This window comes from Pseudorhodoferax sp. LjRoot39, from assembly GCF_964253035.1.
Taxonomy (GTDB): Bacteria; Pseudomonadota; Gammaproteobacteria; order Burkholderiales; family Burkholderiaceae_C; genus Pseudorhodoferax.
In genome coordinates this window covers 1,418,468-1,433,325 of sequence record NZ_CAXUQL020000001.1, presented here as the reverse complement: position 1 = coordinate 1,433,325, position 14,858 = coordinate 1,418,468, and the positions used below count along the sequence as shown (strand labels likewise).

Annotated in this window: 17 protein-coding genes; 7 read left to right on the top strand and 10 right to left on the bottom strand. The window is 69.8% G+C overall.

What is annotated here, in order from left to right; translation table 11 throughout:
* Nucleotides 1–3: 3 nt before the first annotated feature.
* From ACSQ4M_RS06800 to atzF, 10 genes are all read right to left on the bottom strand, one after another.
* Nucleotides 4–924 carry an ABC transporter permease gene (locus tag ACSQ4M_RS06800; RefSeq protein WP_436188837.1) on the bottom strand — a complete coding sequence of 307 codons (921 nt, stop codon included), beginning with the start codon at nucleotides 922–924 and terminating at the stop codon, nucleotides 4–6.
* A complete protein-coding gene (locus ACSQ4M_RS06795; RefSeq protein WP_436188836.1) occupies nucleotides 921–2,024 on the bottom strand; it encodes an ABC transporter permease in 1,104 nt (367 codons plus the stop codon). Before ACSQ4M_RS06795 ends, ACSQ4M_RS06800 begins: the two co-directional genes overlap by 4 nt.
* A gap of 4 nt (nucleotides 2,025–2,028) precedes the next feature.
* Nucleotides 2,029–3,141 carry a BMP family ABC transporter substrate-binding protein gene (locus tag ACSQ4M_RS06790; RefSeq protein ID WP_436188835.1) on the bottom strand — a complete coding sequence of 371 codons (1,113 nt, stop codon included), beginning with the start codon at nucleotides 3,139–3,141 and terminating at the stop codon, nucleotides 2,029–2,031.
* 128 nt (nucleotides 3,142–3,269) lie between these two features.
* On the bottom strand, nucleotides 3,270–3,650 hold the full coding sequence (gene hpxZ, locus ACSQ4M_RS06785; protein WP_436188834.1) for an oxalurate catabolism protein HpxZ: 381 nt from the start codon (nucleotides 3,648–3,650) through the stop codon (nucleotides 3,270–3,272).
* A gap of 194 nt (nucleotides 3,651–3,844) precedes the next feature.
* The gene (locus tag ACSQ4M_RS06780; RefSeq protein WP_436188833.1) at nucleotides 3,845–5,257 is read right to left on the bottom strand and encodes an AtzE family amidohydrolase; all 1,413 of its coding nucleotides are present in this window, start codon (nucleotides 5,255–5,257) and stop codon (nucleotides 3,845–3,847) included.
* Nucleotides 5,254–5,457: a DUF4089 domain-containing protein gene (locus ACSQ4M_RS06775; RefSeq protein WP_436188832.1), complete on the bottom strand. Its 204-nt coding sequence runs from the start codon at nucleotides 5,455–5,457 to the stop codon at nucleotides 5,254–5,256. The genes ACSQ4M_RS06780 and ACSQ4M_RS06775 overlap by 4 nt, the downstream gene beginning before the upstream one ends.
* Before the next feature lie 134 nt (nucleotides 5,458–5,591).
* Nucleotides 5,592–6,413: an ABC transporter ATP-binding protein gene (locus ACSQ4M_RS06770; RefSeq protein WP_436188831.1), complete on the bottom strand. Its 822-nt coding sequence runs from the start codon at nucleotides 6,411–6,413 to the stop codon at nucleotides 5,592–5,594.
* Nucleotides 6,410–7,237, bottom strand: coding sequence for an ABC transporter permease (locus ACSQ4M_RS06765; RefSeq protein WP_436188830.1), 828 nt, complete (start codon nucleotides 7,235–7,237; stop codon nucleotides 6,410–6,412). The genes ACSQ4M_RS06770 and ACSQ4M_RS06765 overlap by 4 nt, the downstream gene beginning before the upstream one ends.
* 5 nt (nucleotides 7,238–7,242) lie before the next feature.
* Complete coding sequence (locus tag ACSQ4M_RS06760; protein WP_436188829.1) at nucleotides 7,243–8,250, bottom strand: ABC transporter substrate-binding protein; 1,008 nt, start codon at nucleotides 8,248–8,250, stop codon at nucleotides 7,243–7,245.
* A 32-nt stretch (nucleotides 8,251–8,282) separates the two neighbouring features.
* The gene (gene atzF, locus ACSQ4M_RS06755; protein WP_436188828.1) at nucleotides 8,283–10,013 is read right to left on the bottom strand and encodes an allophanate hydrolase; all 1,731 of its coding nucleotides are present in this window, start codon (nucleotides 10,011–10,013) and stop codon (nucleotides 8,283–8,285) included.
* 89 nt (nucleotides 10,014–10,102) lie between these two features.
* Here atzF and ACSQ4M_RS06750 point away from each other — a divergent pair, with 89 nt between their 5' ends.
* The 7 genes from ACSQ4M_RS06750 (at nucleotide 10,103) to ACSQ4M_RS06720 (ending at nucleotide 14,856) form a co-directional block, all read left to right on the top strand.
* Nucleotides 10,103–10,375, top strand: a complete 273-nt coding sequence (locus tag ACSQ4M_RS06750; RefSeq protein WP_436188827.1) for a YlcI/YnfO family protein — start codon at nucleotides 10,103–10,105, stop codon at nucleotides 10,373–10,375.
* Nucleotides 10,376–10,448: 73 nt separating this feature from the next.
* The gene (locus tag ACSQ4M_RS06745) at nucleotides 10,449–10,763 is read left to right on the top strand and encodes a type II toxin-antitoxin system RelE/ParE family toxin (RefSeq protein WP_436188826.1); all 315 of its coding nucleotides are present in this window, start codon (nucleotides 10,449–10,451) and stop codon (nucleotides 10,761–10,763) included.
* A gap of 63 nt (nucleotides 10,764–10,826) precedes the next feature.
* Nucleotides 10,827–11,744, top strand: coding sequence for a LysR family transcriptional regulator (locus tag ACSQ4M_RS06740; RefSeq protein WP_056671470.1), 918 nt, complete (start codon nucleotides 10,827–10,829; stop codon nucleotides 11,742–11,744).
* 160 nt (nucleotides 11,745–11,904) lie between these two features.
* Nucleotides 11,905–12,297, top strand: a complete 393-nt coding sequence (locus ACSQ4M_RS06735) for a cupin domain-containing protein (RefSeq protein WP_436188825.1) — start codon at nucleotides 11,905–11,907, stop codon at nucleotides 12,295–12,297.
* 1 nt (nucleotide 12,298) lies between these two features.
* The gene (locus ACSQ4M_RS06730; protein ID WP_436188824.1) at nucleotides 12,299–13,099 is read left to right on the top strand and encodes a putative hydro-lyase; all 801 of its coding nucleotides are present in this window, start codon (nucleotides 12,299–12,301) and stop codon (nucleotides 13,097–13,099) included.
* A 42-nt stretch (nucleotides 13,100–13,141) separates the two neighbouring features.
* Nucleotides 13,142–14,188 (top strand): TRAP transporter substrate-binding protein, encoded by a 1,047-nt coding sequence (locus ACSQ4M_RS06725; RefSeq protein WP_436188823.1) that lies wholly within the window; start codon nucleotides 13,142–13,144, stop codon nucleotides 14,186–14,188.
* A 38-nt stretch (nucleotides 14,189–14,226) separates the two neighbouring features.
* On the top strand, nucleotides 14,227–14,856 hold the full coding sequence (locus tag ACSQ4M_RS06720; protein WP_436188822.1) for a TRAP transporter small permease subunit: 630 nt from the start codon (nucleotides 14,227–14,229) through the stop codon (nucleotides 14,854–14,856).
* Nucleotides 14,857–14,858: the final 2 nt, after the last annotated feature.

Below are 14,858 nucleotides of genomic sequence, written 5' to 3'. Positions count from 1 at the left end.
CTCTCATCGTGCGGACGACAGTTCGCCCGGGCTGCCCACGGCCACGGCGCCCGGCTTGCAGGTGATCACCAGGATCAGCAGCGTCAGCACATAGGGCACGGTGTTGAACAGGTGGTAGCCCCAGGAGACGCCGATGGACTGCATGGCCGGCCCGATGGCGCCCGCGCCGCCGAACAGCAGCGCCGCGCCCACGCAGCGCAGCGGGCTCCAGCGCGCGAAGATCACGAGCGCCACGGCGATCAGGCCCTGGCCGCTGGAGATGCCCTCGTTCCAGCTGCCCGGGTAGAACAGCGTGAGCGAGGCCCCGCCCAGGCCGGCGATGGCCCCGCCCGCCGCCGTGGCCGCGATGCGGATGCCGTTGACCGAGTAGCCCAGGGCCTTGGTGGCCATGGCCGAGTCGCCGGCCAGCCGCACCAGCAGGCCGGCGCGCGTGCGGCCGAAGGCCCACCACAGCGCCACGGCCAGCACGATGCCGACGGGCAGCAGCGCGTTGATCTGCAGCGCCGCCTGCACCACCGGCGAATCGCTCCAGCTCCCGAGCGGGATGGCCGGCAGCTGCGGCGCCTGCGGCTGGATCAGCGGCTTGCCCAGGTAGAACGCCAGGCCCATGCCCAGCAGCATCAGCGCGATGCCGGTGGCCACGTCGTTGACGCCCTGCAGCGAGCACAGCACACCGTGCAGCGTGGCCAGCAGCGCGCCGACGAGGGCGCCGACCAGCACGCCGATCCAGGGCGAGCCGCTCCACCAGGCGCCGCCGAAGGCCGCCATGGCCGACAGCACGAGCACGCCTTCGAGCCCCAGGTTGATGCGGCCGGCCTTCTCGGTCAGGCATTCGCCCAGGCTCACGAACAGGAAGGGGACACCGACGCGCAGCGCGCCGCCGAGGATGGCGGCGAACAGCGCGAGCCATTGGTCGGCGGTCATGCCAGTGCTCCTTGCAAGTTGCCCGGCGCCGGCCGGTGCTCGAGTTCCTCGTACGGCCGCGCGAAAAGCTTGCCCAGCACCACCTTGCCATCCACATGGCGCAGCGCCTCGCTGGCCAGGATCAGCACGAAGGCGATGCCCTGCAGCACCAGCACCGAGGCGTCGGGCAGGCCCACGCGGCGCTGCAGCAGGCTGCCGGCCGCGCCGAAGCCGCCGAACAGGATGGCCACCGGGATGATCGCCAGCGGGTTGTGCCGCGCCATGAAGGCCACCAGGATGCCGGCGTAGCCGTAGCCCGCGATGATCGATGCGTTGGCATTGGTGTGCACGGCCGCCACCTCCACCGCGCCAGCCAGGCCGGCACAGGCGCCCCCCAGCGCGCAGGCCGCGATGATCAGTTTCGAGGCCGGCAGGCCGACCAGTTGCGCCGTGCGCGGGTTGCCGCCCACCACGCGCACCGAGAAGCCCGAGGCCGTGCTGCGCAGCCAGACCCACAAGACCAGGCAGGCGACCACGCCGATGGCCAGGCCCCAGTGCACGTCCGAACCCCCCATGCCGCCGATGCGCATGCCCTCGTCCAACGGCAGCGTGGACGGCTTGTTCAGGCTGGCCGGGTCGCGCAGCGGGCCTTCCACGAGGTGCTTGAACAGGCCGATGGCCACGTAGGCCAGCAGCAGGCTGCTGATGGTCTCGTTGATGCCGCGGTACTGGCGCAGCCAGCCCGCCAGCGCGATCCACAGCGCACCGCAAACGGCCCCGGCGGCGCAGACCAGCACCGTGCCGATGGCGTTGGCCGGCAGCGGCATCAGGTAGGGCAGCGCCGCGCAGCCCAGGCCGCCCAGCACCAGCGCACCCTCGCCGCCGATGATGACGAGACCGGCGCGCGCAGGGATGGCCACACACAGGGCCGTGAGCATCAGCGGCGCGGCGCGCTGCAGCGTGTTCTGCCAGCTGAACCAGTCGCCGAACGCGCCCTTGAACAGCAGCGTCCAGACCTCCACCGGGTCGACCCCGGCGAAGGCGACGAACAGGCCGAACAGCAGCAGCGCCGCGGCGATGGCGGCCACCGGCAGGCCGATGTCCTTGGCGAGCGCGTTCATGGCTTCAGAACGAGCCTTGCACGCCTTCGACCAGGTAGTTCATGCCTTCGAGCGTGAGGTCGGTCTGCTTGTGCACCTGGCCGGCGGCGATGACCTCCTTGCCCTTGTTGTCCTTGAGCGGGCCCTTCCAGATGTCGAACTGGCCCGCGATCATCTTGGCCTTCGTCTCGTCGGCCTGCTTCTTGGCGGTGTCGGTCACGGCCGGGCCGTAGGCCGACATCTTGACGAAGCCCTCTTTCATGCCGCCGCGCAGGAAGTTGGGGTGCGGCTTGCCGGTGCGGGCCGCGTCGATGATGGTCTTGTAGGCCGTGATCCAGTTCCACTCGGCGCCCGTGAGGTAAGCCTGCGGCGCGAGCTTGGCCTGGCTGGCGTGGTAGCCGCAGACCATCTTGCCGCGTTTGGCCGCGGTTTCGACGATGACCTTGGGCCCGTCCACGTGCATGGTGAACACGTCGCAGCCCTGGTCGGCCAGGCTGTTGGTGGCCTCGGCCTCCTTGACGGCCATGGACCAGTCGCCCGTGAAGATCACGCTGCAGGTGATGCCGGGCTTGACCGAGCGTGCACCCAGCGTGAAGGCGTTGATGTTGCGCAGCACCTGCGGGATGGGCTTGGCCGCGACGAAGGCGATCTTGCCGCTCTTGCTCAAGTGGCCGGCGACCACGCCGTTCAGGAACTGCGCCTCGTCGATGTAGCCGAAGAAGCTGCCCGCGTTCTTGGGGTGCTTGCCTTCGGTCCACATGCCGCCGCAGTGCGAGAAACGCACGTCGGGGTACTTGGCGGCCAGCGCCAGCAGGTGCGGGTCGAAGTAGCCGAACGAGGTGGGGAACAGCAGCTTGGCGCCGTCCTGCGCGATCATGCCGGTCATGCTCTTCTGCACGGCAGCGGTCTCGGGCACGTTCTCCTCTTCGACCACCTTGATGCCGGGCATCTTCTTGACCTCGGCCGCGGCCTGGGCATGGGCCTGGTTGTAGCCGTAGTCGTCGCGCGGGCCGACGTAGATCACGCCGATCGTCAAAGGCGCCTGCGCTGCGGCGAGGCCGTGCAGGCCGCCCAGCGCGCCGGTGGCGCCCACGGCGGCGAGGGTCTTGAGCGATGTGCGGCGGTTCATCTGGTCCATGGGGCTGACTCCAATTGCGGTCGGGGTTGGAAGCTGCATCAAAGCAGTGCGGTGGTCTTGAACTTCAACTTGAATACATGAATGGACGCAAATAGCGTGCCTGTCGAGACGCCGCGTTGCGCACCGTCTCAGGTCATGAGGCTCACGTGCGCGGACACCACGCGCCAACCCTCGGGCAGACGCAGCCAGGTCTGGCTCTGGCGGCCGATGCGTGGGCTGCCTTCGCGCTGGAACTCGATGTTGGTGGTGGCGAAATCGCGGCCGTAGGTGGTGATGGCGGTGCGCGTGACCGTGCGCGCCAGGCCCTGCGCCGGACGGCCGGCGCGAAAGGCCTGGATGGCCTCGTAGCCGTACAGGTTCTCGCCAGCGCCGTAGCGCAAGGTGTGCGGGCTGTTCCAGAACAGTGCGTCCAGGACCTCGACCTTGTTGTGCACGAGGGCGTCTTCGTACTGGGCGAACGCGGCCGTCACTTCGGCCAGCACGTCGGGGAGGTTGATGTCTTGGGTCATGGTTCGGTTCTGCGTTGGGCTGCTTGGGGTGCGTGGCTAGGGTTGCGCGTGGGCCGAGGCCACCAGGTGGCCCCTTCCGCGAATGTCCCCCGCCAGGGCCGCAGGCGGCCCGGGGCGGGGGACATTCGCGGAGGAGGGCACACCGTCGGCGCGGTCTCGCGCCCCCACTCGCCACCCCGGAACGACACACCGCGTCATGCCAAGGGTGCGACAGGCGCTCGCACCACACCCAGGCCTTCCAACACAGCCGCAGCACGCAGCGTGATGTCCTCGCGCCACGGTGCCGCGATCAATTGCACGCCGATGGGCAGGCGCGGGTGCGCGTCCCACACCGGCACGGCGCACACGGGCAGGCCGATGCACGAGATCGGCTGCGTCAGCAAACCCATGCTGGGCCGCAGTGGCAGGCGGCGTTCACCCAGCGTGAGCCATTCGGTGCCGATGGGCGTGGCCGCACAGGGCGTGGAAGGCGCCAGCAGCAGGTCGTACTGCGTGAACACCTTCGCCACAGCCTCGGCATAGCGCCGGCGCACGCGCTGCGCGCGCGCCACCCAGGCGGCCGGCAGCAGCGCGCCGGCCAGGAAACGGTCGCGCGAATGCGGCTCGAAGTCCTGCGCGCGCAAGCGCAGGTCTTGCAGGTGCAGCGAACCGGCCTCGGCATTGGTGACCAGGAAAGCCGCGGCCCGGCCCTCTTCCACCAGCGGCAGCTCGACGCGGTCGCGCGCACCCAGCGCCTCGGCCACGCGGCCCACGGCGGCCAGCGCCTCGGGCAGGGCGTTGTGCGCGAACCAGCCGCCCAGCACGCCGATCCGCAGGCCGGCGATGCCGTGGCCCAACAGCGGGGTGACGGGTTCGGCCACGCGCTGCGCGCAGCCCGGGTCGCGCAGCGCGCCCTGCTCCGGGCCCTGCATCGCGTCGTAGCTCAGCGCCAGGTCGCGCACCGAGCGCGCGAACGGCCCCAGGTGGTCCAGGCTGGAGATGAAGGGGTAGCTGCCGCTGCGCGGCAGCCGGCCGAAGGTGGGCTTCAAGCCGAACACGCCACACAGCGAGGCCGGCACGCGGATCGAGCCATTGGTGTCCGAGCCCAGCGTGATCGGCACCTGCCCGGCCGCCACGGCCGCGCCCGAGCCGCCCGAGGAGCCGCCGGCAATGCAGTTCAGGTCGTGCGGATTGCGGCACGGCCCCTCGTGGCTGTTCTCGGTCGTGAAGCCGTAGGCGTACTCGTCCATGTTGAGCGCGCCCACGAGCACGGCACCGGCCGCCTCCAGGCGCTGCACGAGCGCGCCGTCGGCGCTGGCGGGCGCGCTGTCACGCTCGATCTTCGAGCCGGCCAGCGTGCGCAGGCCGGCGATGTCGAACAGGTTCTTGACCGCGAAGGGCACGCCCAGCAGCGGCAGCGCCGCCGCCTGGGCAGCGCCGGCATCGAGCGCTGCGGCCCGTGCCAGTGCACGCTCGCGCACCACATCGGTGAAGGCGTTGACGCGGCCGTCGGTGGCGGCGATGCGCGCCAGGCTGGCCTCGGCCAGCGCCGTGGCGCTGACGGCACCGGCGCGCACGGCAGCGGCCATGCCTGCGGCGTCGCCGCGCAGCAGCTCGGCCGCCGTCATGCCAGATCCTCGGGCGCGATGGGCGTGAAGTGCACGGCCACCTCGTCGTACGGCGCCAGCGGCACGCGGTCCACGGTGTCGGCCATGCCGGCCGCCAAGGCCAGGAACTGCAGCACGCCGGGGCGGTGCATCGGGTCCAGCTTCAGGCCCAGCGCGGGCGCCACGGCGTCCACGTAGGCTTCGATTTCCTGCGGTGTCAACTTGGGCTCCTTCTCACAGCGCTAGCGCCGCCATCTCCGTCGGGTCGCGGCGCATTCACAGGTCGCGCACTCGGTGGCCAGCGGCGTTCGCGCTGGCGTCGATCCCCGCGAGCGGGGCCCCTCGCCGCGTGCGCTCATCGCCGCACCTCGCGCTGGAAGATCTCCAGGCTGAGTTTCTTGGCGCTGATGAAGCTGGGCTGGCTCAGCGTCTCCACCGTGCGCGGGCGCGGATCGTTGTAGGGCAAGATCTCTGCCACCTTGGTCGGCCGCTTGGTCAAGAGCAGCACCTCGTCGGCCAGGTACACCGCTTCTTCCAGGTCGTGCGAGACCAGCAGCATGGTGGTGCCGGTCTGCATGAACACCTCCTGCAGCTTCTCGCGGATGAAGAGGGTCATCTCGAAGTCCAGTGCCGAGAACGGCTCGTCCAGGAACAGCACCTCGGGATTGGGCGCCAGTGCCCGCATGATCGATGCCGTCTGCTGCTGCCCGCCCGACATCTCGTAGGGGTAGCGATTCAGGTCGAACTTCACGTCGAAGCTGGCCACCAGCTCGGCCATGCGCCGGTCCACCTCGGCCTTGCTCTTGCCGGCCAGCTTGAGCGGGTAGGCGATGTTGTCGATGGTGCGCATCCACGGGAACATCGCCTCGCGGTAGTTCTGGAACACGTAGCCGATCTTGGTGTCCTTGAGGCTCTTGCCATCGAACAGGATCTCGCCCGAATCGATGGGGATCAGCCCCGCGATCATGTTGATCAGCGTGCTCTTGCCGCAGCCGTTGGGGCCGAACACCGAGACGATCTTGTGCTTGGGGATGTCCAGGTCGAAGTTCTCGTACAGCGGCCAGCCCGCGAAGTACTTGGTCAGCCCGCGGATGGTGATGTGGGTGCCGGCCGGGCCCGGCTGGAAGGCCGGCTTGGGCACGTCGGCAAACACGGGGGCGTTCAGGACAGCATTCATCGTCCGCTCCAATGCACGATCTTGCGTTCCAGCACCAGGAACAGGATGTTGAGTGCGTAGCCGAGCGCACCCGCCGCGAGGATGGACGCATACATGTCGCGCACGTTCATGACCTGCTGCGCATTGATGATGCGGTTTCCGAGGCCCGAATCCGCGCCGATGAACATCTCGGCCACGATCACGATCACCAGCGCCATCGACACCGCCGAGCGCAGGCCGACGAAGCTGGGCTGCAGGCTCTCCCACACCAGCACGTCCTTGAACACCTGCCAGCGCGTGGCGCCCATGACCCTGGCCGCCATCACGCGCTGCTTGCGCGCGTTGATGACGCCGTAGGCGCTGTTGAACACCACGATCAGGAAGGCGCCGAAGGCCGCGATGGCGATCTTGTTGACGTCGGACACGCCGAAGATCATCAGGAACAGCGGGATCAGCGCCGAACTGGGCGTGGAGCGGAAGAAGTCGATCAGGAACTCCACACTGCGGTAGGCGCGCTCGTTGCTGCCCAGCAGCACGCCCAGCGGCATGCCGATGACCGCGGCGATCAGGAAGGCCTGCAAGGTGCGCCACACGGTGACGGCGAAGTCCGTCAACAGCGGCCCGCCCCACAGGCCCTTGACCAGCGCGCCCAGTGCATCGAGCGGCGGCGGCAGCAGCAACGCCTTGATCATGCCGGTGCGCACCACGAGGTCCCACAGGATGAACAGCACGATGGGGCCGATGCAGGGCAGCGCCTTGTCCCACATCGACGGCCTGGGGGCGCGGGTCTGGGCCTGGGCGGCCGGCGGCGCCCAGGGCTTGGCGACGGGGGAGGTGGCGGCCATGGTGCTCAGCCCTTGTAGAGCATGGTCTCGACCATCAGCCGCGAGGAGAAGATGCCCTTCTCGCTGAACAGGTCGAAGAACTTCTGGAAGTGCGCCACGTCGGCCGGCTTGAACTCGTCGTACAGCATGTAGGCGGCCAGCGGCACCTCGCCGGTGAGCGGGCCTTCGATGGCGGTGTAGCCCTTGAGGTACTGGCGCGCTTCGTCGGGTTTGCTGCGCACGTAGGCCACGCCCTTGGCGTAGGCGGCGATGAACTTCTTCGCCTCGGCCGGGTTCTTCTTGATGAAGGCCGAGGTCAACGAGGCCGAACCGCCGAACCACGGCGCCATCGGGTCGCCCAGCACATACCTGGCGATCACCCCGGACTCCAGCACGCGGGTGGTGCCGTTCAGGCGGCCGATGGTGCCAGTGGGCTCCAGCGTGTAGCAGCCGTCCAGCTGGCCGGCCGCCAGCGCCGCCACATGCTGGCCGATGGGCAGCTCGACCACGGTCACGCCGCTGGCGCCGCCGCGCTCCAGCACGGTCTTGGCCAGCGTGACGTTCTGGATGCCCGGGCCCGAGCCCACGCGCTTGCCCTTGAGGTCGGCCATCACCTTGGCCGTGCTGCCCACGGGCACGATCACCTCGTCCAGCACATGCTTGGCGTTGCTGGGGTTGGAGCAGAAGATCTTGAAGCTGCCCGGCGCGGCGATCTCGCCGATGGCGATGTTGGCCGAGCCCGTGCCGTTGGCGCTGCCGTCGGCACGGTCGGACAGCATGCCCTCCATGATCTGCTGGGCGCCGGCGAACTTGAGCGGCTCGACGTTCAAGCCGGCCTCCTTGAAGTAGCCCAGCTCCACGGCCGCATAGAACGGCAGGCCGGCCGCGATGGGCCAGTAGCCGATGCGGATCTTGGGGCCGGCCTGCGCGTGCACGGCCAGGGGCGCGCCGAGCGCGGCCAGCGCGGCCGAGGCGCTGGCGGTCTGGAGCAGGCGGCGGCGGGCCGGGGACGGGGAAACGGGTCGGTTCAGCATGGTTCTCTCCTGCAAGGGCAATGGGTCAAGGATCAGGAAGCGGCTACGCGGTCGCGCAGGAACGCGCGCCAACCGCCGAAATGGCTGATGTCCTGCGCGCCCTCCAGGGCCAGGGGTTCACAGACGAAGCCCTGCACCGCACTGCCGTCGGCCAGTTGCACGGTGCCGATGCCCAGGGGCGGCGGGATCAGCGCGACGAAGCTGCCGTAGGCGGTGGCGGGCATGCGCCAGACTTCCACGGCAATCCGCTGCCCCTGTCCTGGCGCCACGCGCAGCATCCCGGGCTTGGGCGGCACGGTGCCGGGCAGCGCGAACAAGCGGTAGTCGGGCGCGGTCTCGCCGACGCGCAGCAGCCAGGCGCCGCGCTCGGTGAGCTGGCTGTTGAGCGGCAGGCCCGACAGGTGGGCGCCGACGACCACCACGTCCACCGTGGCCACCGGCTGCAGCGCCGCGATGGGCACCGGTGCCGGCAGCGGCTCACCGGTGGCACCCAGCGTCAGCCCGGTGGCATGGTGGTAGCGCTGGCCCAGGTCGGCCAGCTGCCAGTCGCTGCCGCAGGGGCCGATCAGCGTGATGCCGAACGGCAGCCCGTCGGGCCGCAGGCTGCTGGGCACCGAGATCGCGGCGTAGTCCAGCAGGTTGACGAAGTTGGTGTAGGCACCCAGGTTGCGGTTCAGCGCCACCGGGTCGGCCTGCATCTGGGCTACCGTGTAGTGCGTGGGCGCGGTGGGCACCAGCAGCACGTCGATGCCGTCCCACATGGCAGCGGCCTGCTGGCCGAAGGCGCGAAGCCGGGTCTGGGCGTCCACCAGGTCGGCCGCGCTGTAGCCCTTGCCGGCCAGCAGGATGCTGCGCACGGGCTCGACGATCTGGTCCTCGTGCCGGTCGACGAAGCCGCGCACGGCGGCATAGCGCTCGGCCACCAGTGCGCTGTCGTACAGCAGCGCGGCAGCGCCGGCCAGCGGTGCGTAGTCGATCGCCACGGGCGTGCCGCCGAGTGCGCGCAGGCGTTCGATGGCATCGGCGAAGGCCTGCTCGGCCAACGCATCGCCATGGAACTCCAGCGGGACCGGCACACCGAAACGGAACGCGTCCGGCAGCGGCGCGGTGGCCAGAGACAGGCGGCGTGCGTACGGGTCCTCGGCATCGTAGCCCTGGGCCACGGCCAGCACGCGCGCGGCCATGGCCACGGTGCGCGCGAAGATCGACACGCAGTCCACACTCTGCGCGGCCGGCACCACGCCACGCGCACTGAGCAGGCCCTTGCTGGGCTTGATGCCGACGATGTTGTTGAGCCCGGCCGGCACGCGGCCGGAGCCCGCCGTGTCGGTGCCCAGCGCGAAGTCGACCGCGCCGGTGGCCACCACATGGGCCGAGCCGGAGCTGGAGCCGCCCGAGACATAGGCCGGGTCGATCGCATTGGGCACCGGACCATAGGGCGAGCGCGTGCCGTTCAGTCCGCAGGCGAACTGGTCCAGGTTGGTCTTGCCATGCAGCGCGGCACCAGCATCGAGCAGGCGCTGCACCACCTTGGCGTTGCGCTCGGCCCGGTAGGCGAAGGCCGGGCACGCGGCAGTGGTCATGAAGCCGGCGGCGTCGATGTTGTCCTTGGCCGCGAACGCCAGCCCGGCCAGCGGGCCACTGGCCGCCGTCTGCACGGGCTGGTCGGCGCGCGAGATCCAGGCGTTCTCCGGCCGAGCCAACGCGGCGTCGGCAGCGGAGAGAGGGGTCTTGAGTTGCACCACTTTAAGGCATCCAATCATGTGTACATGATGAGATGCAAGTGGCGTGCCACGGGATCTCTGCTGCGCGGCCCCCTGTGCCTGCAATCCAAACGCAATACACTGCGCCCATGAAAACCGCCGTCATTCCCCAGGTGCGCGTGGACCCCGGCCTGCGCGCCCAGCTCGAGTCCGTGCTGGGACCGGATGAGACGCTGTCGGAGTTCGTCGAAGCCTCCGTGCGCCGTGCCGTCGAAGTGCGCCAGGCACAGACCGATTTCCTGGTGCGCGGGCAGGTGGCCTGGGAGAACTTCCAGCGCACCGGCGAAGCCCTCCCGGCCGCACAAGTCCTCGGCAAGCTGCAGGCCCGCCTGGACGCCAGACGCAAACAATTGGGCGGATGAGCGCAGCGCCGGGCCGCCCCAAGCAAGCTCGCTCCCCCTCGGGAAAACAGGGCGCAGGCCGAAGGGGGCTTCAGTGAGCTTCGAGGTGTTGTTCAGCCCGCAGGCTGACGACGATCTGGCGCGCCTCTTCGACTTTCTGCTGGACAGCGCCCAGACCCTCGAAGACCTGGACCGGGCCGACGCCGCCATGCAGGCCATCCGCTCGGCCGCACTGGACCGATTGGCCACCACGCCCTACATCTTCCGCAAAGTAGGCGCCAGCCCGACCCGGCGCGAGTTGATCATCCCCTTCGGCGCCACTGGCTACGTGGCCTTGTACGAGATCGCTGGTGCCTCGCGCGTGGTCGTGCTGGCGGTCCGGCACCAGCGCGAAGAGGACTACCACTGACCAGCGGGCGGACACATTCCGCTAAGCTTGGCGCCCCCTTCCCCGCCTTCCCGCCCTGCCGCCATGAACGTGCGTTTCCTCGAAGCCTTCGTTTGGGTAGCCAGGCTCGGCAGCTTCAAGGCCGCGGCCGAGAAGCTGCACACCACGCAAGCCGGCATCTCCAGCCGCATCGCCACGCTCGAAGAGCAGTTCGGCGTGCGCCTGTTCGAGCGCGAGCACCGTGGCGTGATGCTGAACCGGCACGGCACCGAATTGATGCCGCATGCCGAGCGCATGATCGAGCTGCAGGCCCGCATGATGGCCGCCATGGGCCAGCCCGAGACCTTCGCGGGCATGCTGCGCATCGGCGTGATCGAGACCATCGCGCACACCTGGCTGCCCGCGCTGCTCTCGCGCTTTGCCGAGCGCTACCCCAACGCCACGCTGGAGCTGATCTCCGACATCACACCGAGGCTGCGCGACGAACTGCTGCGTGGCACGCTGGACTGCGCCATCCTGTCGGAAGAGATCACGCAGGGCTTCATCGACAACCGGCGGCTGGCCAACTTCGCGATGGGATGGGCCGCCAGCCCGGCACGGGCGTTGAGCTTTCCGACGCGCACGCAGCTCTCGTTCGCCGACATCGCGCAGCACCCCATCATCTCGTTCCACCGCGAATCCAGCGTGTACCGCAACATCGCGCAGAACACGGCCGGTGTGGCCAACCTGCGCGTGAGCTACTTTTCCTCGCTGGGCGCCATGGTGGACATGGCCCGTTCGGGCTTCGGCGCGGCGCTGCTGCCCATCGGCGCGATCCAGCAGGACCTGGAACAGGGCCGCCTGGTGCTGCTCGACGTGGAACCCCGGCCGATCCCGCTCCCGGTGGTCGCCAGCTTCCGCATGGAGCCGGCCTCGCCCATGGCCGAGGCGCTGGTGGCGATGGCGCAATCGGCCAGCGACGACTTCGTCGCGGCGAGCCGGCCGGACATCCTCGCGAACTGAGCCAGCCCGGCACAGGGACTTTCCCGCACCCCGGCGGGGCATGCCGATCCCCAGCCTGGGGCGCTCCCTGCGCCAGCGCAGTGCCATCAGCAAATCTGTTGGACCGGCACAAGAATTTCCCGTTTGACCGGGGTCGGGGGCGCGACAACACTGCGCCCCCATGCCCTCCCCCAGCCAAACCACCCTGCCCAAACTGCACCGCGAATTCTTCGCCATCGACCGCAGCGATGCGGCCTGGCAGCCCGTGCCCGCCACGGCCGGCCGCATCGAGGAGATCGTGCTGGCCGACAACCTCGACCCCGCCACCGGCACCGGCTCGCGCACGCGGCTGGCCCGCTGGTCGGCCGGCGCGCTGATCGACCGCCCGGTCGTGCACGACTTCCACGAGGAGGTCTTCATCGTCGAAGGCGACTTCGTGGTCGGCTGCGATGCCGAGGGCCAGGGCGGCGAAAGCTTCGGCGCCTACACCTTCGCCTGCCGGCCGCCCGGCGCGCTGCACGGCCCGTTCACCACACGCGCGGGCTGCGTGCTGTTCGAAACCAGCTACTACTGACATGCTCCACCCGCTTGCCGAACTGGCCCCCGACGGCCGCACCGCACGCCGCCTGATCCGCAGTGGCGCCCACACCGGCCACACGGCCGGCATGGCGCCCGGCCATGTGCAGGGCAACCTGGCCATCCTGCCCCGCGCGCAGGCCGACGACTTCCTGCGCTTCTGCCAGCGCAATCCCAAGCCCTGTCCGCTGCTGGCCGTGTCCGAGCCCGGCGACCCGTTCCTGCCCACGCTGGGCGAGGACGTGGACATCCGCCACGACGTGCCGCGCTACCGGGTCTGGCGCGACGGCGTGGCCGTGGACGAGCCCACCGACATCGGCGCCCTCTGGCGCGAAGACCTGGTCAGCTTCGTGATCGGCTGCTCGTTCACGTTCGAGACGGCGCTGCTGCAGGCCGGCGTGCCGTTGCGCCATGTGGCCCAGGGCCGCAACGTGGCCATGTTCCGCACCGACATTCCGACCGCGGCCGCCGGCCCGTTCCACGGACCGCTGGTGGTGTCCATGCGCCCGCTGAAGGCGCCCGATGCCATCCGCGCGGTGCAGGTCACCTCGCGCTTTCCGGGTGCGCACGGCGCGCCCGTGCACCTGGGCGATCCCGGCCGCATCGGCATCGCCGACGTGCTGCAGCCCGACTGGGGCGATGCCGTCGACATCGCCGATGGCGAGCTGCCCGTGTTCTGGGCCTGCGGCGTCACACCCCAGGCCGTCGTCGAGGCCGCCCGGCTGCCGTTCTGCATCACCCACGCGCCCGGCCACATGCTGGTGACCGATTGGCGCGACCACCAGCTCGCCGTACTCTGACGTCCCCCGCCCCTTCCGCCCACCTCCCCAGGATCCACCACCATGAAGCTTCGCCACGCCTTCGCCGCCGCACTCTCCACCGCCCTGCTGGCCGGTGCCGCATCGGCCCAGACCCTGCCCAAGACCCATCTGAAGGTCACGGGGGGCCTGTCCAACCTGACGGCCTACCAGGACTACGAGCGCCCGTTCTGGACCAAGACCATCGCCGAGAAGAGCCAGGGCCAGGTCACGGCCGAGATCAAGGGCTTCAACGAAATGGGCATGAAGGGCCCCGAGCTGCTGCGCCTGCTGGGCAGCGGCGTGATCGAGTACGGCACCGCCACGCTGTCGTACTTCGCCTCGGACAACCCGATCAACGAGGCCATCGACCTGGCCGGCCTCGCGACCGACGTGAAGACCGCACGCACGCTGACCGACGCGTTCGAGCCGGTGCTGGCCAAGACCTACGGCGAGGGCAACAAGGTCAAGCTGCTGGGCATCTCGACCTACCCCGCGCAGGTGCTGTTCTGCCATGCGGACATCAAGGGCCTGGCCGACATCAAGGGCAAGAAGGTGCGCACCAGCAGCCGCACCCAGGCCGACTTCATCGAGGCCCTGGGCGGCGCCAGCGTGACCATGGCCTTCGGCGACGTGGTGCCGGCGATGCAGAACAAGGTGGTCGACTGCGCCATCACCGGCTCGCTGTCGGGCTACTCGGCCAAGTGGTACGAGGTGGCGACCCACCTGCTGGCCCTGCCCATCAACTGGAACCAGCAGGTCCACGCCGTCAACGGCGCGACCTGGGCCAAATACGACCCGGCGCTGCAGAAGTTCCTGCAGACCGAGGTGGACGGCCTGGTCAACACCATCTGGGACGCCGCCGCCAAGCAAACGCAAGAGGGCTACGACTGCAACACCGGCGCGGCCGCCTGCACCCAGCCCGTGAAGGGCAAGATGGTGTTGGTGACGCCCTCCGACAAGGACAAGGCGCTGCTCAAGCAGGTCAGCGAGCAGGTCGTCGCCAAGTGGGCGCAGCGCTGCTCGGCCGCCTGCGTGAACGACTTCAACGGCACGATCGGCAAGACGCTGGGCGTGGTGGCGAAGAAGTAAGCACCGCACGACCCGCGCCACGGCTGCACGCTGAACCCATGGACTCCCTCTCCCACCCCTACGGCGCCTCACTGCTCGGGCGCGGCCTGGCGCTGGCGCGCACGCTGTCGCGCGCCGCAGTCTGGGCCGGCGCCGCGCTGACCGGCGCCAGCGTGCTGCTGGTGACCTACGACGTCATCGTGCGCCGCCTGTTCGGCCACAGCCTGGGCGGCGCCGACGAGCTGTCCGGCTACGCCTTCGCGATCAGCGTCACCTGGGCGCTGGCCTTCACCGCGCTGGAGCGTGCCAACGTGCGCATCGACGTGCTCTACCAGTACCTGCCCACGCGCATCGCCGCCGTGCTCGACTGGCTGGCCCTGGCCAGCCTGGGCGGCTTCGCGGTCTGCCTGGCCTGGTACGCCAGCGACGTGCTGCAGACCTCCTGGGCCGCCAACTCCACGGCCAACACGCCGCTGGGCACGCCGCTGTGGATCCCGCAGCTGCTGTGGCTGGCCGGGCTGTTCTGGTTCGTGCTGGTGCTGGCGCTGATGCTGCTGCGCGCCAGCACGGCGCTGGTGACGGGCGACTGGGAGACGCTGCGCGCGGTGGCGGGCATGAAGTCGGCCGTCGAAGAGGCCGAGGAAGGCGCCGCCGAAGGCGAGCGCCTGGTCGCTGCGGAGCGTGCGTGATG